We start from the raw sequence: 19,196 nt of genomic DNA, 5'->3' as shown, positions 1-19,196 counted from the left end.
GCCGATGGCGGACAGCGGGCCGATACCGGTCGGTAGGGCCCGTACGGGGTCAGCTCGCGCCGAGGGCCATCCACTTCGAGGGCTCGTCGAGCGGCTTGAACCCGACCTTCTCGTACACGCCGTGGGCGTCCGCGGTGGCGAGCAGGACACGGCGCAGGCCGAACGGCTCCAGGTGGTCGCGGACGGCCGTCACCAGCGCGGTGCCGAGTCCGGTGCCGCGGGCCGCGCGGTCGACGTACACGTCGCAGAGCCAGGCGAAGGTGGTGCCGTCGGTGATGATCCGCGCGTACGCGGCGATCTCACCGGTCTCCCGGTGGTACGCGCCGAAGTTCAGGGAGCCGTCGATGGCGCGGTCCTGCGTGGCCCGGGGGCGGCCGAGGGCCCAGTAGGCGTCCGTGGAGAGCCAGTGGTGGACGCGCTCGCGGTCCAGCCGGGAGGGGTCCGTGGAGACCTCGTAGGCGCCGTGCACGGAGAGGGTGTGGTCGTTCGCTTCGCTCATGGGCGAAGGCTGGCAGGGCGGCCGGACGACTGTCAGGTCATTTCCACGGGCCGGACGCCGCACCGGCCTCCGGGCGACGCCCGGCCTCGCCCGGGCGACGCGCGGCCCGCCCCTCCTCAGGGCGTCAGCTCGTCGATCGCCGTGCGCAGCCGCCGCACGCCCTCGGTGATCTCGCCCGGCCCCGCCACCCCGGCGAAGCTCAGCCGGAGGTGGCCGGCGGGCGGTTCTGCGCAGAAGTACGGCCGGCCCGGCGCCGCGGCCACCCCTGCGCGCAGCGCGGCAGAGTGCAGCGCGGCCTCGTCCAGGGTGTCGGGGAGGCGGAGCCACAGGTGGTAGCCGCCGGACGGGATGCGCGGCGGCAGCGCCAGCTCGGGCAGCTGCAGGGCCACGGCGGAGGCCAGGGTGTCGCGGCGGTTCCTCAGTTCGCCCGCCACGGCGCGCAGATGCCGGCCCCAGGCCGGCGCGCCGACGAGTTCCAGGGCGGCCTCCTGGAGCGGCCGGGGGACGAAGAAGCTGTCGACGACCTGGATGGCCCGCAGCCGCTCCAGGACGGGGCCGCGGGCGGCGAGCGCGCCGACGCGCAGGCTGGCCGAGGTCACCTTGGTCAGCGAGCAGACGTGGACGACGACGCCGTCGGGGTCGTCGGCGGCGAGCGTCGCGGGGAGCGGCCCGGCGTCCTCGTGGACCAGCCGGCGGGCGAAGTCGTCCTCGACCACGAACGCGCCGGCGGCGCGGGCGATGCGCAGCACCTCGCGGCGGCGCTCGCTCCGCAGGACGGCGCCGGTGGGGTTCTGGAACAGCGGCTGGCAGACGAACACCCGGGCGCCGGTGGCGCGGAAGGCCGCTTCGAGGAGGTCGGGGCGGACCCCGTCGGCGTCGCACGGGACGGGCACGGGCCGCAGTCCGGCGGCGCGGGCCACGGCGAGCATCCCGGGGTAGGTCGGCGATTCGACGAGTACGGGCGTGCCGGGCGCGCCGAGCGCCCGCAGGGCGGTGGTGAGCGCGGACTGGCCGCCCGCGGTGATGAGGACCTCGGCGGCGGTGACGCTGCCGCCGATCTCGCGGGCGAACCACTCGCGCAGCTCGGGCAGCCCGTCGGCGGGCGGGCGGCCCCAGGCGCCGGGGCGGCGGCCGGCCCGGGCCAGCGCGGCGGCGAGGGCGCGTTCCGGCTGGAGCGAGGGGTGCAGGTAGCCGCCGTTGAACTCGACGACCCCTGGCGGCGGGGCGGCCAGCGTGACGAGGACGCCGGAGGCGTCGACGGCCCGGGGCACGATCTCGGTGGCGGTGTCGGCGCTGAGCGCGACCTCCTGCCAGGAGGTGTCGCCCGCGGCGGGCGCGGCGGCGCGCGGCTCGGCGCGGAAGGCCCCGGCGCCGGGGCGGGTGACGACCAGGCCCTCGGCGGCGAGCTGGGCGAGCGCGCGGGTGACCGTGACCGGGGAGACCCGGTACCGCTCGACGAGGGCGCGACTCGACGGCAGCTTTCCACCTGGTGAGTAGCGGTCGAGCTCGGACCGCAGGGAAGACGCCAATTCAGCGACACTGCTACGCTCTTGCATGACAGGACAGGATAGCGCTACTCGCTCGATGACGATAGCGGTCGACAGCCCGCGAAGCTCCGGCCCGCAGGCATCGACCCCGCGCACGGCCGCACCGCGGACCGCCGCCCCGCGAACCGCGGCCCCGCAGACCGCCGCGGCCCGCCCGCGCCCCCTCGGCACGGTGCTGGCCGCCCTCGGCGTGGTCTCGTTCTCGCTCACCTTCCCCTCGACCGTCTGGGGTCTGGAGAGCTTCGGCCCGTGGTCCCTGGTCGCCGTCCGCTCCGTCCTCGCCGCCGCCATCGCGGGCGCGTTCCTGCTGAGCATGGGGGTCCCCCCGCGCGAGCGAAGCCGAGCGCGGGGGAGCGTCCCGCTCCCCGAGCGCCGCCATTGGGCCGGGCTCGCCGTCGTCGGCATGGGCGTGGTGGTGGGCTTCCCGCTGCTGACCACGCTGGCCCTGCAGACCTCCACCACCTCGCACGCCGCCGTCGTCGTCGGTCTGCTGCCGCTGACGACGGCCGCGTTCGCCGCAGTCCGCACAGGTCGCCGCCCGTCACGCACCTTCTGGGCGGCGGCGCTCGCCGGTGCCGCCGTCGTCATCGCCTTCACCCTCCAGCAGAGCGGCGGCGCGCTGTCGACCGGCGACCTGTACCTGTTCGGCGCGCTGCTGGTGTGCGCGGCGGGATACACCGAGGGTGGCCGGCTCGCCGCGCAGATGCCCGGCTGGCAGGTCGTCGGCTGGGCGCTGATCCTCTGCCTGCCGCTCATGGTCGCCGGCGCGGCCGTGGCCCTCGCGTACGAGCCCGTCACCCTCACCGCCCACGGCGTGATCGGCCTGGTGTGGGTGGCGGCCGGCTCGACGTTCTTCGGGCTGTACGTCTGGTACCGCGGCATGGCCGAGATCGGCATCCCGCGGGCCAGCCAGCTCCAGCTGGCGCAGCCGCTGCTCACGCTGGTCTGGTCGGTGTCCCTGCTGGGCGAGCAGCTGTCCCCCGCCGCCCCGCTCGCCGCCGCGGCGGTCCTGGTCTGCATCGCGGTCACCCAGCGGGCGAACACCTGACGGCCGGGCGTGCCGGCGCGGCCCCGCAGGACACCTCGGGGTGACGCAGGTCACAATGGCAGACGTAGACTCCGAAGCAGGAAGCGGTCGCGAGGAGGTCAGTCCCGATGCAAGCGAGCGTGGGCGACAAGTTGGTGGTGCACGGCCGCACCGTCGGTCATCACGACCGTACGGCCGAGGTCCTTCAGGTACTGGGCGACAACGGAACGCCGCCGTACCGCGTCAAGTTCGACGACGACGGCCACGAGGCCCTGATGTCGCCGGGCCCCGACACCGTCGTACGCCATCACGAGAACATGAAGTGAGGGCTGCGGTCCCTCACCGCGGTGTACGGACCCTGGTCGGGTAGTGATCGGCCACCACGGTGGCCATCGCCCCGATCCGGTCCGTCGCGACATCCTTGGCCGCGAAGAAGCAGTGCCCGCCCACCGCCGGGTACCGCCCGGCCACACTGAGGTGCCACGAGAGTTCCTTCGGTTCCTGCCAGGCGGTCGGCTGCGCCGGGTCGCCGGCCCGGTAGAGCGCCTCGCCGACGTAGAGCCCGACGCCCGTGCCCCGGGCCACCCCGTCCCACCAGGCCACGACCGTCTCGTAGTCGGCGGCGGCGTTGCCGAGGTGCCAGTACACCTGCGGGACGACATAGTCGATCCAGCGCTCCCGTACCCACTTCCGGGTGTCCGCGTACAGGTCGTCGTACGTCTGCACGCCGGCCCGGGTGTCCGAGCCGAGCGGGTCGGTGTCGAGGTTGCGCCACACCGCGAAGGGACTGATCCCGAACGCGACGTCCGGCTTGATCTGCCGGAGCTGCTGCACGGTCCCGCCCACGAGCAGGTCCGTGTTCGCCCTGCGCCAGGAGGCCTTGTCCGGGTAGTCCCCGCCGTACCAGCCGTACGCCTCGTCGTCGTCGAAGCTCTGCCCGGCGACCGGGTACGGGTAGAAGTAGTCGTCCCAGTGGAAGCCGTCGACGTCGTAGCGCCGGACGGCGTCGAGCATCGCGTCCTGGACGAAGGCGCGGACCTCCGGCAGCCCGGGGTTGTAGTACAGCTTCCCTCCGTACGGCACGACCCAGTCGGGGTGCAGCCGCGCCGGGTGGGTGGACACCAGCCGGCCCGGATCGGTGTGGTTGGCCACCCGGTACGGGTTGAACCAGGCGTGCAGCTCCAGGCCGCGGGCGTGCGCCTCGGTCACCGCGGTGCCCAGCGGGTCCCAGCCGGGGTCGCGGCCCTGGACCCCGGTGAGGTACTGCGCCCACGGTTCGTACGGCGAGGGCCACAGGGCGTCGGCGGTGGGCCGGACCTGGAAGACGACCGTGTTGAGGTTGTGCGCCGCGGCCGTGTCCAGATGACGGATCAGCTCCGCCCGCTGTCGGTCCGCGGTGAGACCGGGAGTGGAGGGCCAGTCACGGTTGGCGACGGAGCACAGCCACATGCCCCGGAATTCGGCCCCGCCGCGCGGCGCGCGCTGTGGTCCTTTTCTCATCTCCCCGGCCGCGCCCGGCCCCTCGTGCGCGAGCGCGCCGGGGTCGCCGTACGCGCTCGTTCCCCCGCCCAGCCCCAGTGCCGCCGCGGCACCGGCCGCCCCGGCCACAAAGCCCCTTCGTCCCATTCGCCGCATCGATGCCCCTTGGATGTCGGGTACGTCACACCTGTCCGCCCAGCATGCCCGTCCCGAACGATCGATCAAACGAGGCTGGCGGAGTAACGTCATGGGGTCGAGGCGGGGCACCGGAATCACACGGGACCCGCCGCCAGAGCAGAGCGAAAGACACGAGGTGACGGACTCCATGGGCGACATTGAGCGCGTCGGAGTGGTGGGCTGCGGCCAGATGGGCGCAGGCATCGCGGAGGTGTGTGCCCGCAGCGGCCTCGACGTGAAGGTCGCCGAGACCACCGGCGAGGCGCTGGAGATCGGCCGCACCCGGCTGTTCAACTCGCTGTCGAAGGCCGCCGAACGCGGCAAGATCAGCGAGGAGGAGCGGGACGCGACGCTGGCCCGGCTCAGCTTCACCACCGACCTCGGCGAGTTCGCCGACCGCGACCTCGTCATCGAGGCCGTCGTCGAGAACGAGCAGGTCAAGACCGAGATCTTCCAGGTGCTCGACCAGGTGATGACCCGCCCGGACGCCATCCTGGCCTCGAACACCTCCTCCATCCCGCTGGTCAAGCTGGCCGTGGCGACCTCCCGCCCCGACCATGTGATCGGCATCCACTTCTTCAACCCGGCCCCGGTGCAGAAGCTCGTCGAGCTGATCCCGGCCCTCACCACCTCCGAGGGCACCATCAGCCGCGCCCAGGTCTTCGCGGAGAAGGTGCTGGGCAAGCACGCGATCCGCGCGCAGGACCGCTCGGGCTTCGTGGTGAACGCGCTCCTGGTGCCGTACCTTCTCTCCGCGATCCGGATGTTCGAGTCGGGCATCGCCAGCCGCGAGGACATCGACAACGGCATGGAGTTCGGCTGCGCCCACCCGATGGGCCCGCTGAAGCTCTCGGACCTGATCGGCCTGGACACCATCGCCTCGATCGCCGACTCCATGTACTCGGAGTTCAAGGAGCCCCTGTACGCCGCTCCCCCGCTGCTGCAGCGCATGGTGGACGCGGGCCGACTGGGCCGCAAGACCGGTTCGGGGTTCTACGTCTACCCCTGAGCCGCACAGACCGCGCGCCCGGGCATCCGCTGCCCTCGGGCGCGTGCAGGCCGGACGGCCCGTACACCGCACAGGTACGGGCCGTCCGGCGCGTTCCGGCACCGTTCGACGAGCGGTCGGCGGTCAGCCGAGCCGCAGGTGATGGAGCATCAGCAGCCCGGCGGCCATGTTGGCGGCCGGGATCTCGCCGCGGGCGATCATGTCGGGGACGAGCTTGAGCGGTATCCACTCGCGGCGCGAGGACTCGAAGTCGTCCTCGGGCGGGCCGGTGTACGTGGCCTCCTCGCTCCAGTAGAGATGGTGCCGGGCGTCGGTGAGTCCGTTGGCCGGTTCGACGGTGAGGAGATGGCGCAGCGGGCCGGGCCGCCAGCCGGTCTCCTCCTCCATCTCACGGGCGGCGGCCGCCTCGATGTCCTCGCCGTCCTCGACGACGCCGGCGGCCAGCTCCCAGCCCCAGCTGTCGGTGATGAAGCGGTGGCGCCAGAGCATGAGTACTTCGTTGGCCTCGTTGACGGCCGTCGCGACGGCGACCGGGCGGAGCCTGATCAGATAGTGGTCGAGGTGGCGGCCGTCCGGGAGCTCGACGTCCGCGAGGTTCACCCGGAACCAGCGGTTCTCATAGACCGGTTGTTCGCTTAGTTTCGTCCACTGCACGTTTCTGCCACCTTCCGATTGGTCGGTGGCAATATGGCAGCAGTTTGGGGCTCACAGCGGAACGCGCAGCGCTCCGTCGATCAACTCGGCCGCCTCCCGTGCGTCCCCGCCGCCGCTCGCCAGCAGATGGTCCCGCACCAGCCGGAGGCGGTCGCGCAGCCGCTGCGACTCCATCCCGCGGGCCCGTTCGGTCATCTCCGACGCCGTCCGTGCCGCGCGGTCGGCGTCGCCCTCCCGCAACTCGATCTGGCACAGCATGGCCAGCCGGTGCACCCGCCCCCGGTCGTGCGCCGGCGTGCGGACCGCCGCCGCCGCGTGCTCGTGGGCCGCCGGAAGATCACCCAGGCTGAGCAGTGCTTCGGCGATCTGCACGTTCACGAGCCCCGGTTGCACGTAGCCCGTCTCGGCCGGCTCGGCACCCGGGCTGATCCGCTCCGCCTCCGCCTCGGCCCGACGGATGCACGCCAACGCCGCGCTCCGGTCGCCGAGGTGGGCGTACGCCTTGGCCTGCATCGCCGACAGGTCGGTGGCGAGCGCCGGGGTGATGCTGCGCCCGCCCGACCGCAGGGCCGCCTCCGCGAACGCCACCGCCTGGCGGTACTCCTCCATGAACAGCGACTGATTGACCAGCAGCGCGATCACGTACGCGCCGAGCCCGCGGTCCCCGCTCGCCTTCGCCAGCCGCAGCGCCTGGTGGAAGTAGCGCTGTGCGAGGCCGTGCGCGTCGGAGTCGTACGCACAGATGCCGGCGATCGCGACCAGGCCGCCGGTCGCCCGGTGCAGCTGCCGGCCCAGCTCGTCGTCGTACGAGCCGCGCAGCAGCGGCGCGGTCTCGGCGTTGAGGAAGCCGACGATCCGGGCGCGCGTCGCGAGCCCGCCGGCCTTGCGGTACATGAGCTCGTAGTGCACGCGGGCCGCGCGCAGCAGGGCGATGTCGGACGGCGCGACCCGCGCCTGACCCTCGCGGGACACGTCGGCGTCCTCCGGCGGGTTCTCCCACTCCCAGACCGGCATCACGGCGGGTGTCCCGGTGACTGCGGTCGCGCCGAGGACGTGCGGCCGCTGCTGCTCGTCGGAGCGCCACAGGGCGGTGGCCCGCTCCACGAAGCCGGAGAGCGGCGAACCGGTCGGGGCCGAGGACATGCCCGGGACACCGAGGCCGATGTCGTCCAGCGTGACGGTCCGGTGCAGCCGGCCGGCCAGCACCTCGCAGATCAGGTCGGGCACCTGGCCGCGCGGCCGCTGACCCTTCAACCACCGGGCGACGGCGGTGTGTTCGTACCGCAGCGCGAGACCCCGGGCACGGCCGGCCTGGTTCACGTGCGCGGCCAGGCCCGCGTGCGAGACGCCCGCCTCGTCGAGCAGCGCGTCGAGCAGGGTGTTGGGCTGCATGAGGCCCCTCCGGTGGATCGGTGTGCCCAGGGTAGGGGCGGTTCGCACGGGGTGTGAACGGAATGCCCGCATAAGCGCCCTGTGCACTCTGCCGCCGTACCGCCGGGGGCTGTTGACTGAGCGTCCTCTCCGGAGAGGGACCTGCCCCTCCCGGAGGAACCGCCTCCGACGAGGCGGCCGGGCCGTCCGCTCCCCCTCGTACAGTGCGACGGCCCGCCCGCGCCGTCCGCCCTGCCGATCTGCCCGACACTCCGTGGCAGGGCGGGCGGCGTGGACCGTCGGGCGCCCGTCGCTAACGCGGCGAGGGCGCCGGCCGGGAACGGCGCAGCCCGGGTTCGGCGGGCTGCGCCGGGACCCGCGCCCGGTCGTTGCGGACGACCAACAGGGCGACGTCGTCCGCGAGCCGGCCGCCCGTGTGCCGCAGCAGCGCGGTGTGCACGCGGCGGACCACGGCCGCGGGCGAGACGGGCGCGTCACGGACGGCGTCGGCGAGGACGGCGTCCAGGGCGAAGAAGCGGCCCGCCGCGTCCCGGGCGTCCTCCGCGCCGTCGGTGTGCAGCAGCAGCGCCTCGCCGGGGCGCAGCCGGGTGCACCGATGCGGGATCAGCTCGGCGGGCAGCGGGAACGCGCCGAGCGGGGGCAGCGGATCGCCGGCCGGGAGGGACTCCACCCGCGGGGCGAGCCGGTACGGGCCGGGGTGGCCGCAGTTGAGCGCGTACACCGTGCCGTCCGGGCGGATCTCCAGGAGCAGGACGGTGACGAACTCCTCCGCCGCCGGATGCTCGGGCTCGGCGCCGCCGGCCGCCGGGTGCTCGTCGCGGGCCCGCTCGCGCAGGTGCCGTCCGAGCGCGCGGTCCAACCGGCGCAGCACACCTCCGAGTTCGGGCTCGTCGTGGGCGGCCTCGCGGAAGCTGCCCAGGACGGCGGCGACGGCGCCGAGCGCGGCGAGGCCGTGCCCGCGGGCGTCCCCCATGAGGACGCGGACGCCGAACGGGGTGGCCGCCGCCCCGTACAGATCGCCGCCGACCTCGGCGCCCCGGGCGGCGGAGAGCTGGGCGGCGGCGAACACGAGCCCGTCGAGGCGCGGCGGCACCGGGCGCAGCAGGACGCGCTGCGCGGCGTGCGCGATCGCGCGCATCCGCTCCAGCTCGCGGGCGAGTCCGCGGCGGATGCCGAGGACGAGTCCGGTGCCGACGCTGAAGAACACCACGCTGGTCGCGATGCGCATGGGGAGCCCGGGCTGCTGGGCGAGCGGACAGCCGAGCTTCCAGGTGACGGCCACGGCGCCCCAGGCGCCGGGGAGGACGAGCGGGCCCAGCCGGCGGAACCGGGAGCCCTCGGAGAGCGACGATCTGGTACGGATCATGCACGGCCCTCCCTCAGGCCCTACAGCGCACAGGCCCGCCCCTGCGGCCGCGTCGATTCTGTCGACGGTCCGGGTCACGGGGGAACATCCGCCAGAGTTCTCACCCGAAGGAGTGAGCGCCAGGGGCGCGCCGCACCGCGCCAGGCCCCCGCCACCCGCACAGAGGCGGGAAGCCCGTACGGGTGCGCAGACCGGTCAGGCCGCCGTGCCGGTCACGATGCCGACGACCCGTGCGTAGAGCCGCTCCGCCCCGGTGAGGTCACCGCGCCGCTGCCGCACCGCGCCCAGGGCGTTCAGGGACGGGGTGAGGCGGGGATCGTCGGGGCCGTACGCCCGTGCGTAGAGGTGCAGCGCGAAGCGCAGGGTCTCCTCCGCCTCGTCGGCCCGGCCCAGCGCTGCGAGCAGGATGCCCAGCGCCGACGCCGCCTCGGCGGCTTCCTCGGAGGCGGCGCCGGCCGCGCTGCGGGCGAGCCGGAGAGCCGCGCGCAGCGCGCCCTCGGCCTCGGCGTACCGGCCCTCGGCCTCGTACCGCCTGGCACGCGCGAGGTGCCGGCGCACCCGGCGCCGCCGTGTCGTCGTGTCCACGATGCCCGCCGATCGGGGTGTCAGGCGGGGATCTTCGTCCCGGCCCCCGCGGTCCGCCGGCTCACGGCGTCTCCGGCGAGGTGCTTCACCAGGTGGTTCACGACGTGCTCCGCGTCCCGGCCGGCGCCGCCGATCAGCATCGACGCGAAGGCGTACTGGAAGGCCAGGCCGACGAAGTACAGGCCCGGCGACGAGGCGACCACACCGCGGCGCTCCCTCGGCCAGCCGTCCTCGTCCGTCACCGGCAGGTCGATCCAGGAGAAGTCCTGCCGGAAGCCGGTGCACCAGACGACGTTCGCGACGTCGAGCACCCGGCCGCCGTCGAGGACCGGCTGCCCCTCGCTCACGCCGACGGTCCGCTCCGGCGCCAGTTCGACGCCGACGCCGGTCAGATCGGCCCGCTTGACCCGGATCAGCGGCCCGCCGTGCGTACGGACCTCGGGACGCATCTTGCGGCCGACCGGCGTGCGCAGGGTCAGCACGTGCTGCGCCAGGAACCACAGGACCGGGAAGATCGCGTGCGCCGGTCCGCCTTCGATGTCGAACGGGATCTCGCCGTGGATGGTGCCGCTGAGCACGGTGGGATGACCGGCCGAGCCGGCCTCGTAGGCGATGTCCCCGCCGGAGTGCGAGGCGCCGACCACCAGCACGCCGCCGGGCCTCAGCTGGTCCGCGTTCTTGTAGGCGCTGGAGTGCAGCTGAGTGATCCGCGGGTCGAGCCCGCCTGCGAAGGCGGGGACGTACGGGGTCCGGCCGAAGGAGCCGGAGGCGACGACGACGTGGTCGCACAGGTAGGTCGTCGTGCCCGTCGCCACGACGTACTTCCCGTCCTCCCGGCCCACCCGGATGACGCGCTCGCCGGCGCGTACGGGCAGGTGGAAGGTCTCGGCGTAGGTCTCCAGGAAGTCGGCCATCTCGTCCTTGGTGGGAAAGGACATCGGCGGCGCCGGGAAGCGCATCCCGGGCAGCGAGGCGACCTTGGCCGGGCTGAACAGCCGCAGCGAGTCCCAGTGGCAGCGCCAGTTGTCGCCGACGCGGGCGTTGCCGTCGAGGATCACGAACGGCCGGCCACGTCGGGCGAGGTGGTATCCGGTGGACAGCCCCGCCTGACCGGCGCCGATGACGACCGTCTCGATGTGTTCCGTCCTGTCGGTGGGGTTCATCGTCGGCCTCCTCGTTCGTTCCGTGTCATCGACACTAGGACCGTGGGAGTCGTGACCGCTTCGGGAGAACGCCCCAACCGTGCGGCGCGCGGGCGATGGGTATTTCTGTCCAATGTGCCGGTCCCCGAGGCGCATCTGCTGGGCCTGGCCGTCGGCGCGGTGCTCCGGCGCACCCGCCCGCTGCCCCTGCCGGGGCCCCGGTCCGCGCACCGTCTCGTGGGTCTGCCGCTGATCACCGCGGGCGCGTGGCGGATCGGGCGGGCCGTGCGGGCCGCCCGGCGCACCCGCCTCGCCCACCCGGACCGCCTGGTGGTGACGGGGCCGTACGCCGTCTCCCGGAACCCCATGTACGTCGGCTGGGCGCTGCTGCACCTCGGCGGGGCGGTGGCCCGCGGCTCGGGCTGGGGGCTCGCCTCGTTCGTGCCGGTCGCCGCGTGGATGCACCGGGAGGTGCTGCGCGAGGAACGCGTCCTCGACGACGCCTTCGGCGCGGAGTACCGCCGCTACCGGGCCGCCGTGCCGCGCTACTCGGGCATCACCTGCCGCGGCCGGCCAGGCCGTGCTCGTACGCGTACGCCGTGGCCGCGGACCGGGAGGACAGGCCGAGCTTGCCGAAGATGTTGCTGAGGTGCCGGGCCACCGTCTTCTCGCTGAGGACCAGTTCGTCGGCGATCGCGTGGTTCGTGCGCCCCGTGGCGACGAGCCGCAGGACCTCGATCTCCCGGGGGCTGAGGCCGGCGTCGTCCTCCGGGCGGCCGTGGTCGGGCTCGTCGAGCCGGGCCAGGTCGGGGGCGGCGCCCAGCCGCCGGAACACCTGGCGCGCCGCGTCCAGATCCAGTCGGGCCGTGCCCGCGTCCCCGAGCCGTCGCCTGACCAGGCCCAGCAGCACGCGGGACCGCGCCTCGTCGTACGGGGCGCCGACCTCGCCCCAGGTCCGGCAGGCCTCCAGCAGCGCGTCGAGCGCCGCCTGCGCGTCTCCCTCGGCCAGGAGTACCGCCCCGCGCGCGTGGGCGGCGACGGCGCGCAGCATCGGGGCGCCGATGTCACCGGCGGTCAGCGACAGCTCCTCCGAGGCCTCCCGGGCCCGCGGCACGTCGTCGGCGGCCAGCATGATCTCCACGTACGCGGCCAGTACCTGCGCCCGGCGCAGCCGGCCCTTCAGCTCGTCCACCGCGCCGCGGATCGCCGCGGCCGCCTCGTCGACCCGGCCCCGGGCCAGCCACAGCTGCGCCAGGCCGGGCTGCGCCGGGTGACCGTACTCACCGGCCCGGCGGTAGCCCTCCTCGGCATCGGCGAACGCGCCGCGCATCCGGTGCAGCTCGGCCTGCTGGTAGAGGGCCATGCCGAGCACCGGCCGGTTCAGCGGCTCGGAGAGCCGTTCGCAGGCGCGGCGCGCCTCGTCCAGCGCGTCGGGCCAGGCCCCGCGGGTCTGCAGGACCTGGGAGCGGTGGACCAGGCACTGGCCGCGGTAGGGCACGAGATCCGGCTGGGCGGCGCACCAGCCGGACAGGGCCGCGGTCCACTCCTGGGCGCGGCGGAAGTCGAAGATCTCCTGGCAGGCCTCGATGGTGCTGCAGTAGACCATCCCGGTCACCAGCGGCGACAGCTCGCCGGACGCGACCGCGACCATGATCTCGTCGAGCAGCGCCACCCCGGCCTGGAGGTCGCCGCCGGCGATCAGGGCACGGCCCTGGCCGTGCCGGGCCAGGGCCACGAGATCCGGGTCCCCGAAGCGTTCCCCGATCGCGGCGGCCTCGTCGAAGGCGGCCCGCGCCGTCGCGGGGTCCTTGTACACCAGCCTCATCCCCTGCGGGAACAGCAGATAGCCCTGTTCCACGCAGTCGAGCCGCTGGTCGTCGAGGAGCCGCTTGGCCCGGGCGAGCCAGCCGCCGCCCCGGGCCGTCTCGCCCCGCAGGAGCAGGGGCACGGCCAGCCAGAAGGCGCACCGCACCGCGGGACCCGTCCGGCCGAGGCTCAGGTACGCCTGGTGCGCGCGCTCGGTCGCCGCGGCGCACTCCGCGTCGCGTCCGACCAGATAGGCGGCGGTGGCGAGCCGTACGAGGTCGTCGGGGTCCAGCCGCTGCTCGACGTCGGCCTCCGACAACCCGGTGTACGCGTCCGACCACGCCTGGCGGGCGAAGGCGTCCCGGGCCGATCCGAGTTCCGCAGCCACGTCCATGACGCCTCCCACGACCATTGCACCGCACGGTCGCACGCTTGTCAGATCAGGCCGACCCCGGGAAACGCCGGAGGGGGCCGGCCCGGTTCTTTCCGGGTCGGCCCCCTCCGTGTCGTCCCGACGGGGCGGGTTTCCGCGATCAGGCGCCGCGGAGCGTCGCTCCGGTGCGCTCCGCCGCCAGGGCGACGGCCGCGTCACGGGCCGCGGTGGCCTCGTCGACGGTGAGCGTGCGGTCCGGGGCGCGGAACTTCAGCGCGTACGCCAGGGACTTGCTGCCCTCGTCGATCTGGTCGCCGGTGTAGACGTCGAACAGCCGGATGGACTCGAGGAGTTCACCCGCGCCGTCGCGCAGCGCCGACTCGACCGTCGTGGCCGGGACGTCCGTGGGGACGACCAGGGCCACGTCCTGGGTGGCGACCGGGAAGGAGGAGATCCGCGGGGCCTTGAGCGGCCCCTCGTTCGCCTGCTCCAGGACGTCCAGGTCCAGCTCCATCGCACAGGACCGGGCCGGCAGGCCCAGCGCCTTGACGACGCGCGGGTGCAGCTCGCCGGCGTGACCGGCCAGGACCTTCTCGCCGTCCACCACGACGTGGAACGCGGCGCAGCGGCCCGGGTGGAACGGCGCGTGCTGGTCGGCACTGATGATCAGCTCGACACCGGCCTCGGCGGCGACGATCCGCCCGGCCTGGATCGCGTCGGCCCAGTCCGACGGACGGCCCTTGCCCCACCAGCCGGCCTGCTCGCGGGCGCCGGCGAGGACGACGGCGACGCGGTACGGCTGCGCGGGCAGCGCGGCGTTGATCCCGGCGATCTCCTCGTCGGTGGGACGCCGGTCGACGCCCAGCCGATCCGTCTCGCCCGGCTTCTCGCCCGGCCGGAAGACCAGACCGGTCTCGAAGAGCGCCAGGTCGTGGCTGCCACGGCCGTCGTTGCGGCGCAGCGCGCCGAGCAGGCCCGGCAGCAGGGTCGTACGGAGCGCGGGCTCCTCGTCGGACAGCGGGTTGACCAGCGTCACCAGGTTGCGGCGGGCGTCGTCGGCGTCCAGACCGAGCTGGTCGAGGACCTGCTCGCCGATGAACGGGTAGTTCAGCGCCTCGACGTAGCCGGCGCCGGCCAGCGCGCGGCCCACCCGGCGGCGGGTGCGCTGCGTCTCGGTCAGCCCACGGCCGGCGGGCGGCTTGGGCAGCGTCGAGGGCAGGTTCTCGTACCCCTCGAGCCGGATGACCTCTTCGGCGAGGTCGTTCGGCGCGGCCAGGTCGGGGCGCCACGACGGCACGGTGACGACGATCTCGTCCTGGCCGTGGACGGCGCAGCCGATCTCCTGGAGGCGGCGGACGACGGTCTCGCGGCCGTAGTCGACACCCGCGACCTTGTCGGGGTGGTTCGCCGGCATGGTGATCGTGCGCGGCGCGGACGGCGCGACGACCTCGGTGACGCCGGCCTCGGCCGTGCCGCCCGCGAGCAGCACCAGCAGGTCGACGGTGCGCTGCGCGGCAGCGGCGGCGGCCAGCGGGTCGACGCCCCGCTCGAAGCGCTTGGACGCCTCGGAGGACAGCTTGTGACGGCGCGCGGTGCGCGCGATCGAGATCGCGTCGAAGTGCGCGGCCTCGATGACCACCTCGGTGGTGCCGGTGACGACGCCGGTCTCCGGGTCGGTCACGGCGTCCGCGATCTCGGTGTTCGCGCCGCCCATGACGCCGGCGAGGCCGATCGGCCCGCGGTCGTCGGTGATGACCAGGTCCTCGTGGTGCAGGGCGCGGTGGGCCCCGTCGAGGGTGACGAAGTGCTCGCCCTCCTCGGCACGGCGGACGCCGATGGCGCCCTGGACACGGCTGCGGTCGTACGCGTGCAGCGGCTGGCCGAGCTCCAGCATCACGTAGTTCGTGATGTCGACGGCCAGCGAGATCGGGCGCATGCCGGCCTTCTGCAGGCGGCGCTGCAGCCAGATCGGGCTGCGGGCCTCCGGGTCCAGGCCGACGACGGTGCGCGCGGTGAAGCGGTCGCAGCCGGCCGGGTCGGCGATCTGGACGGCGTAGCCGTACGAGTTGGGCGCGGGCACGTCGAGCAGCGCCGGGTCGCGCAGCGGCAGGCCGTACGCGATGGCGAGCTCGCGGGCGACGCCGCGCAGCGAGAGGCAGTAGCCGCGGTCCGGGGTGACGGCGATGTCGAGGACCTCGTCGAACAGCTCCAGGAGCGCGGTCGCGTCGGTGCCGATCTCGATCTCGGGCGGCAGCACGATGATGCCGTGCGAGCCGTCGTCGCCCATGCCGAGCTCGTCGCCGGAGCAGATCATGCCGCGCGAGACCCGGCCGTAGGTCTTGCGCTCGGCGATCCGGAAGTCACCGGGGAGGACTGCGCCGGGCAGGGCCACGACGACCTTGTCGCCCTCGGCGAAGTTCCGGGCGCCGCAGATGATCTCCTGCGGCTCGCCGGTGCCGTTGGCCTGGCCGACGTCGACGGTGCAGAAGCGGATCGGCTTCTTGAACTCCGTCAGTTCCTCGATGGTGAGGACCTTGCCGACCACCAGCGGGCCGGTCAGGCCGGCGCCGAGCTGCTCGACGGTCTCGACCTCGAGGCCGGCCGAAATGAGCTTGGCCTGGACGTCACGCCCGGTCTCCGTCGCCGGCAGGTCGACGTACTCCCGCAGCCAAGAAAGCGGGACCCGCATCAGATCTCCATCCCGAACGGCCGGGTGAACCGGACGTCACCCTCGACCATGTCTCGCATGTCTTCGACGTTGTGGCGGAACATCAGCATCCGCTCGATGCCGAACCCGAAGGCGAATCCGCTGTACTTCTCGGGGTCCACACCGCAGGCGACGAGCACCTTCGGGTTGACCATGCCGCAGCCGCCCAGCTCGATCCAGCCCTCGCTGCCGCAGGTGCGGCAGGGGCGGTCGGGGTTGCCCACGGACTCGCCGCGGCAGACGTAGCAGAGCATGTCCATCTCGGCGGACGGCTCGGTGAACGGGAAGAAGTTCGGGCGCAGCCGGGTCTTCATGTCCGGGCCGAAGAGCGCCTGGACCATGTGGTCCAGGGTGCCCTTGAGGTCGGCCATGGTCAGGCCCTCGTCGACGGCGAGCAGCTCGATCTGGTGGAAGACCGGGGTGTGCGTGGCGTCGAGCTCATCGGTGCGGTAGACGCGGCCGGGGCACACGACGTAGACCGGGGGCTCCCGGTCGATCAGCGTACGGGCCTGCACCGGGGAGGTGTGCGTGCGCAGCACGACGCCGGACTCGTCGCCCGTGGTGCCCTCGGGGCCCTGGACGAAGAAGGTGTCCTGCATCTGCCGGGCCGGGTGGTCCGGGACGAAGTTCAGGGCGTCGAAGTTGAACCACTCCGCCTCGACCTCGGGACCCTCGGCGACCTCGTAGCCCATGGAGACGAAGACGTCGGAGACGCGCTCCATCAGCGTGGTCAGCGGGTGGCGGGCGCCGGCCGGGACGCGGTCGTACGGCAGCGTGACGTCCACCGCCTCCTCGACCAGGACACGGGCGTCGCGCTCGGCCTCCAGCTCGGTCTGGCGGGCGGCCAGCGCCTTGGAGACGGCGCCGCGGGCCTGGCCCACGAGCTTGCCGGCGGCGGCCTTGGCCTGCGGGGGCAAGGCGCCGATCTCGCGGTTGGCCAGCGCCAGCGGCGAGGTGCCGCCGGTGTGCGCCGTCTTGGCGTGCGCGAGCGCGTCGAGGTCGCCTGCGGCCGCGAAGGCGGCGAGCGCCTCGTCCCGCATGCGCTCGATCTCTTCCGGTTTCAAGGCTTCGACCTCGACCGGGTCGTACGACTTATTGGGTGCCGACATCTCTTCCCGTGCTTCCTTTGGCTGGCTGACTGGGCCCTGTGGGGGACACCCCCACACCCCCAGGCCCCCGCTCGACACAAGGGCGCAAACGTGCCAAAGGTCGAGTCTAACGGGGTGCAGGGACGCGAATGAGCCCGTGGGCGGCCCGCGCGGCTGGGATCTCGTCAGGCGAGATAGGCCGGGGCGCCGACGGGCAGGATAAATCGGAACTCGGCGCCGCCCCGGGGGCCGCGCCCGACGGTGATGGTCCCGCCGTGGGCCTCGACGATGCCCTTGACGATGTACAGGCCGAGGCCGGTGCCACCGCGCTTGCTCCCCCGCCAGAAGCGGGTGAAGACACGGCCCATCGACTCCTCGGGGATGCCGGGGCCTTCGTCGCTCACGGTGACGGCCGTGCCTTTCTCGTCGTCCTGCGCGGTCGCGGGTGCCACGTCGATGGTGACGGTTCCCTCGCCGTGCCGCACCGCATTTTCCAGCAGGTTGCCGAGCACCTGGTCGATCTTGTCCGGATCCGCCCAGAGATCGGGCAGTCCGGGCCGGACGCGGACGAAGAACCGGTCCGGGGACTGGCCGCCCGTGGTGTGCGCCTGGATGTGCCGGCCGACGGCGGCGGCGATGTCGACGGGCTGGCGGCGGACCTCGAGCCGGCCGGAGTCGATCCGGGAGATGTCGAGCAGTTCGGCGATGAGCCGGGTGACCCGGTTGGCGTCGGCGTCGACGGTCTCCAGCATCAGCCGCTTCTGGTCGTCGGTGAACCGCTCCCACTTGGCGAGCAGGGTCGCCGTGAAGCCCTTGACGGAGGTGAGCGGCGAGCGCAGCTCGTGCGCGACGGTGGCGATCAGCTCGGCGTGGCTGCGCTCGGTGCGCCGCCGGGCCTCGGTGCCGCGCAGGCTGACGACGACCCGGCGGACCGGGCCGGTGGGGGTGTCGCGGATGTACCGGGCGGAGACGAGGACCTCGCGGCCACCGGGCAGCAGCAGGTTCCGCTCGGGCTGGCCGGTGCGGGTGGCGAGCCCGCCGTACGGGTCGGTCAGCGCCCACCAGCGGCGGCCCTTGAGGTCCTCCAGGGGCAGCGCCTGCTCCAGCGGCCGGCCGAGGGCCTCGGCCGGGGCCACGGAGGTGATCCGGCCGGCGGCGGCGTTGAAGCGGACGACCCTGCCGGTCGCGTCGGCGACGACGAGGCCGTCGGGGAGCTCGTCGGGGTCGATCCCGCCGTCGAGGGGAGCGTGCGGCTCCTCGGTGGCGTGCGACTGTTCGGGAGCATGCGGCGACGCGCTCTGCCCGCGTGCGGGCTCGTCCGTGTCGACCGTCATCCCCGTACCCCACCCCTCCGTGTGACGCAGTGGGCCCCCGAGCCCGTCACCCTACTAGCTGAAGGTGACGGATTGGACCCCCTCAGTGGGTACGTCGGGGGCGCTGGGCCCGCGCGGAGGCGTAGAGGCACACGGCGGCGGCCGTCGCGAGGTTGAGGCTCTCGGCCTTGCCGTGGATCGGGACGCGCACGACGGCGTCCGCCAGCGCGCGGGTCTCCTCCGGGAGCCCCCAGGCCTCGTTGCCGAAGACCCAGGCGGTGGGGCCGCCCATGGTGCCCGCGTCCAGCTCGTCGTCGAGGTCGTCGTCGCCCGCGCCGTCGGCGGCGAGGATGCGTACGCCGGCGGCCTTGAGCCCGGCGACGGCCTGCTCGACGGGGACGCCGACGGCCACCGGCAGGTGGAACAGCGAGCCGACGGAGGCGCGGACCGACTTGGGGTTGTACAGGTCCACGGAGGCGTCGGTGAGGACGACGGCGTCGGCGCCGGCCGCGTCGGCGCAGCGGAGCACGGTGCCGGCGTTCCCGGGGTCACGGACGTGCGCGAGGACGGCGACCAGCCGGGGCTTCGCGGCGAGGATCTCGTCGAAGGGCGAGTCGAGGAAGCGGCAGACGCCGAGCAGGCCCTGCGGCGTCACGGTCTGGGAGACCTCGGCGAGCACGGCGTCGGAGGCGAAGTGGACGCGGGCGCCGGTGGCGCGGGCCGCCCCGACGATGTCGGCGTACCGCTCGGCGGCCTCGACGGTGGTGAAGAGCTCCAGGAGGGTGGGCTGCCCGTCGCCACCGCGGTGCGCGACGGCCTCCCGGACGGCCTGCGGGCCCTCGGCGATGAACCGGCGGTCCTTGCCCCGGAAGTTGCGCTTGGCGAGCCGCCGGGCGGCGACGACGCGCGGGGAACGCGGGGAGATCAGCTCGGGCGTGACCATGGGGTGCGGCGGTTCTCTCTTCGTGGTCCGAGGCGGTGGGGCGGTTGTCCCGGCGGGGCGCCGAGGGGGTGAACGCACCCGGACCCGCA

General features: G+C 73.9%; 17 protein-coding genes. 4 read left to right on the top strand and 13 right to left on the bottom strand.

Annotated features, from left to right (window positions below; translation table 11 throughout):
* Window positions 1–49 precede the first annotated feature (49 nt).
* Complete coding sequence (locus R2D22_RS30180) at window positions 50–499, bottom strand: GNAT family N-acetyltransferase (protein ID WP_318107954.1); 450 nt, start codon at window positions 497–499, stop codon at window positions 50–52.
* A 116-nt stretch (window positions 500–615) separates the two neighbouring features.
* Window positions 616–2,055, bottom strand: a complete 1,440-nt coding sequence (locus tag R2D22_RS30175; RefSeq protein ID WP_318107953.1) for an aminotransferase-like domain-containing protein — start codon at window positions 2,053–2,055, stop codon at window positions 616–618.
* Here R2D22_RS30175 and R2D22_RS30170 point away from each other — a divergent pair.
* Window positions 2,054–3,094 carry a DMT family transporter gene (locus R2D22_RS30170; RefSeq protein WP_318107950.1) on the top strand — a complete coding sequence of 347 codons (1,041 nt, stop codon included), beginning with the start codon at window positions 2,054–2,056 and terminating at the stop codon, window positions 3,092–3,094. The two genes, R2D22_RS30175 and R2D22_RS30170, sit on opposite strands and share 2 nt — an antisense overlap.
* 107 nt (window positions 3,095–3,201) lie before the next feature.
* Window positions 3,202–3,399: a DUF1918 domain-containing protein gene (locus tag R2D22_RS30165; protein ID WP_318107949.1), complete on the top strand. Its 198-nt coding sequence runs from the start codon at window positions 3,202–3,204 to the stop codon at window positions 3,397–3,399.
* 13 nt (window positions 3,400–3,412) lie between these two features.
* Here the strand turns inward: R2D22_RS30165 and R2D22_RS30160 are convergent, their stop codons facing one another.
* Entirely contained in the window at window positions 3,413–4,708 is a 1,296-nt protein-coding gene (locus tag R2D22_RS30160) for a glycoside hydrolase family 10-like protein (RefSeq protein ID WP_318107948.1), read from the bottom strand.
* Between the two features lie 169 nt (window positions 4,709–4,877).
* On the opposite strand from R2D22_RS30160, the gene R2D22_RS30155 reads away from it, so the two are divergent.
* The gene (locus R2D22_RS30155; protein WP_318107946.1) at window positions 4,878–5,738 is read left to right on the top strand and encodes a 3-hydroxybutyryl-CoA dehydrogenase; all 861 of its coding nucleotides are present in this window, start codon (window positions 4,878–4,880) and stop codon (window positions 5,736–5,738) included.
* Between the two features lie 123 nt (window positions 5,739–5,861).
* Here the strand turns inward: R2D22_RS30155 and R2D22_RS30150 are convergent, their stop codons facing one another.
* The 5 genes from R2D22_RS30150 to R2D22_RS30130 form a co-directional block, all read right to left on the bottom strand.
* Window positions 5,862–6,392: an NUDIX hydrolase gene (locus R2D22_RS30150; protein WP_318107945.1), complete on the bottom strand. Its 531-nt coding sequence runs from the start codon at window positions 6,390–6,392 to the stop codon at window positions 5,862–5,864.
* A gap of 51 nt (window positions 6,393–6,443) precedes the next feature.
* Window positions 6,444–7,784, bottom strand: a complete 1,341-nt coding sequence (locus R2D22_RS30145; RefSeq protein ID WP_318107943.1) for an NsdA family TPR-like regulatory protein — start codon at window positions 7,782–7,784, stop codon at window positions 6,444–6,446.
* 292 nt (window positions 7,785–8,076) lie between these two features.
* On the bottom strand, window positions 8,077–9,150 hold the full coding sequence (locus R2D22_RS30140; RefSeq protein ID WP_318107942.1) for a PP2C family protein-serine/threonine phosphatase: 1,074 nt from the start codon (window positions 9,148–9,150) through the stop codon (window positions 8,077–8,079).
* 195 nt (window positions 9,151–9,345) lie between these two features.
* The gene (locus tag R2D22_RS30135; RefSeq protein ID WP_318107940.1) at window positions 9,346–9,735 is read right to left on the bottom strand and encodes a tetratricopeptide repeat protein; all 390 of its coding nucleotides are present in this window, start codon (window positions 9,733–9,735) and stop codon (window positions 9,346–9,348) included.
* A 20-nt stretch (window positions 9,736–9,755) separates the two neighbouring features.
* On the bottom strand, window positions 9,756–10,898 hold the full coding sequence (locus R2D22_RS30130) for a flavin-containing monooxygenase (RefSeq protein ID WP_318107939.1): 1,143 nt from the start codon (window positions 10,896–10,898) through the stop codon (window positions 9,756–9,758).
* 51 nt (window positions 10,899–10,949) lie between these two features.
* Here R2D22_RS30130 and R2D22_RS30125 point away from each other — a divergent pair, with 51 nt between their 5' ends.
* Window positions 10,950–11,525, top strand: a complete 576-nt coding sequence (locus tag R2D22_RS30125; protein ID WP_318107937.1) for a methyltransferase family protein — start codon at window positions 10,950–10,952, stop codon at window positions 11,523–11,525.
* On the opposite strand, the gene R2D22_RS30120 is transcribed toward R2D22_RS30125, so the two are convergent.
* From R2D22_RS30120 to R2D22_RS30100, 5 genes are all read right to left on the bottom strand, one after another.
* On the bottom strand, window positions 11,434–13,077 hold the full coding sequence (locus R2D22_RS30120) for a LuxR C-terminal-related transcriptional regulator (protein ID WP_318107936.1): 1,644 nt from the start codon (window positions 13,075–13,077) through the stop codon (window positions 11,434–11,436). The two genes, R2D22_RS30125 and R2D22_RS30120, sit on opposite strands and share 92 nt — an antisense overlap.
* A gap of 139 nt (window positions 13,078–13,216) precedes the next feature.
* Entirely contained in the window at window positions 13,217–15,745 is a 2,529-nt protein-coding gene (pheT, locus tag R2D22_RS30115; protein ID WP_318107935.1) for a phenylalanine--tRNA ligase subunit beta, read from the bottom strand.
* Window positions 15,745–16,872 (bottom strand): phenylalanine--tRNA ligase subunit alpha, encoded by a 1,128-nt coding sequence (pheS, locus tag R2D22_RS30110; RefSeq protein WP_318107934.1) that lies wholly within the window; start codon window positions 16,870–16,872, stop codon window positions 15,745–15,747. Before pheS ends, pheT begins: the two co-directional genes overlap by 1 nt.
* A gap of 164 nt (window positions 16,873–17,036) precedes the next feature.
* Window positions 17,037–18,185, bottom strand: coding sequence for a sensor histidine kinase (locus R2D22_RS30105; RefSeq protein ID WP_318107933.1), 1,149 nt, complete (start codon window positions 18,183–18,185; stop codon window positions 17,037–17,039).
* A gap of 82 nt (window positions 18,186–18,267) precedes the next feature.
* Window positions 18,268–19,107, bottom strand: coding sequence for a TrmH family RNA methyltransferase (locus R2D22_RS30100; protein ID WP_318107932.1), 840 nt, complete (start codon window positions 19,105–19,107; stop codon window positions 18,268–18,270).
* Window positions 19,108–19,196: the final 89 nt, after the last annotated feature.

The organism is Streptomyces sp. HUAS YS2, from assembly GCF_033343995.1.
GTDB lineage: Bacteria > Actinomycetota > Actinomycetes > Streptomycetales > Streptomycetaceae > Streptomyces > Streptomyces solicathayae.
The sequence above is the reverse complement of the archived record's forward strand: the minus strand, read 5'-3'. Positions and strand labels throughout refer to the sequence as shown.

Coding starts and splice junctions, on each gene's coding strand:
- R2D22_RS30170 (WP_318107950.1), top strand. CDS start 2,054: ATGACAGGACAGGATAGCGCTACTCGCTCGATGACGATAGCGGTCGAC.
- R2D22_RS30155 (WP_318107946.1), top strand. CDS start 4,878: ATGGGCGACATTGAGCGCGTCGGAGTGGTGGGCTGCGGCCAGATGGGC.
- R2D22_RS30140 (WP_318107942.1), bottom strand. CDS start 9,150: ATGATCCGTACCAGATCGTCGCTCTCCGAGGGCTCCCGGTTCCGCCGG.
- R2D22_RS30120 (WP_318107936.1), bottom strand. CDS start 13,077: ATGGACGTGGCTGCGGAACTCGGATCGGCCCGGGACGCCTTCGCCCGC.
- R2D22_RS30175 (WP_318107953.1), bottom strand. CDS start 2,055: ATGCAAGAGCGTAGCAGTGTCGCTGAATTGGCGTCTTCCCTGCGGTCC.
- R2D22_RS30160 (WP_318107948.1), bottom strand. CDS start 4,708: ATGCGGCGAATGGGACGAAGGGGCTTTGTGGCCGGGGCGGCCGGTGCC.
- R2D22_RS30145 (WP_318107943.1), bottom strand. CDS start 7,784: ATGCAGCCCAACACCCTGCTCGACGCGCTGCTCGACGAGGCGGGCGTC.
- R2D22_RS30105 (WP_318107933.1), bottom strand. CDS start 18,185: ATGACGGTCGACACGGACGAGCCCGCACGCGGGCAGAGCGCGTCGCCG.
- R2D22_RS30130 (WP_318107939.1), bottom strand. CDS start 10,898: ATGAACCCCACCGACAGGACGGAACACATCGAGACGGTCGTCATCGGC.
- R2D22_RS30180 (WP_318107954.1), bottom strand. CDS start 499: ATGAGCGAAGCGAACGACCACACCCTCTCCGTGCACGGCGCCTACGAG.
- pheS (WP_318107934.1), bottom strand. CDS start 16,872: ATGTCGGCACCCAATAAGTCGTACGACCCGGTCGAGGTCGAAGCCTTG.
- pheT (WP_318107935.1), bottom strand. CDS start 15,745: ATGCGGGTCCCGCTTTCTTGGCTGCGGGAGTACGTCGACCTGCCGGCG.
- R2D22_RS30165 (WP_318107949.1), top strand. CDS start 3,202: ATGCAAGCGAGCGTGGGCGACAAGTTGGTGGTGCACGGCCGCACCGTC.
- R2D22_RS30100 (WP_318107932.1), bottom strand. CDS start 19,107: ATGGTCACGCCCGAGCTGATCTCCCCGCGTTCCCCGCGCGTCGTCGCC.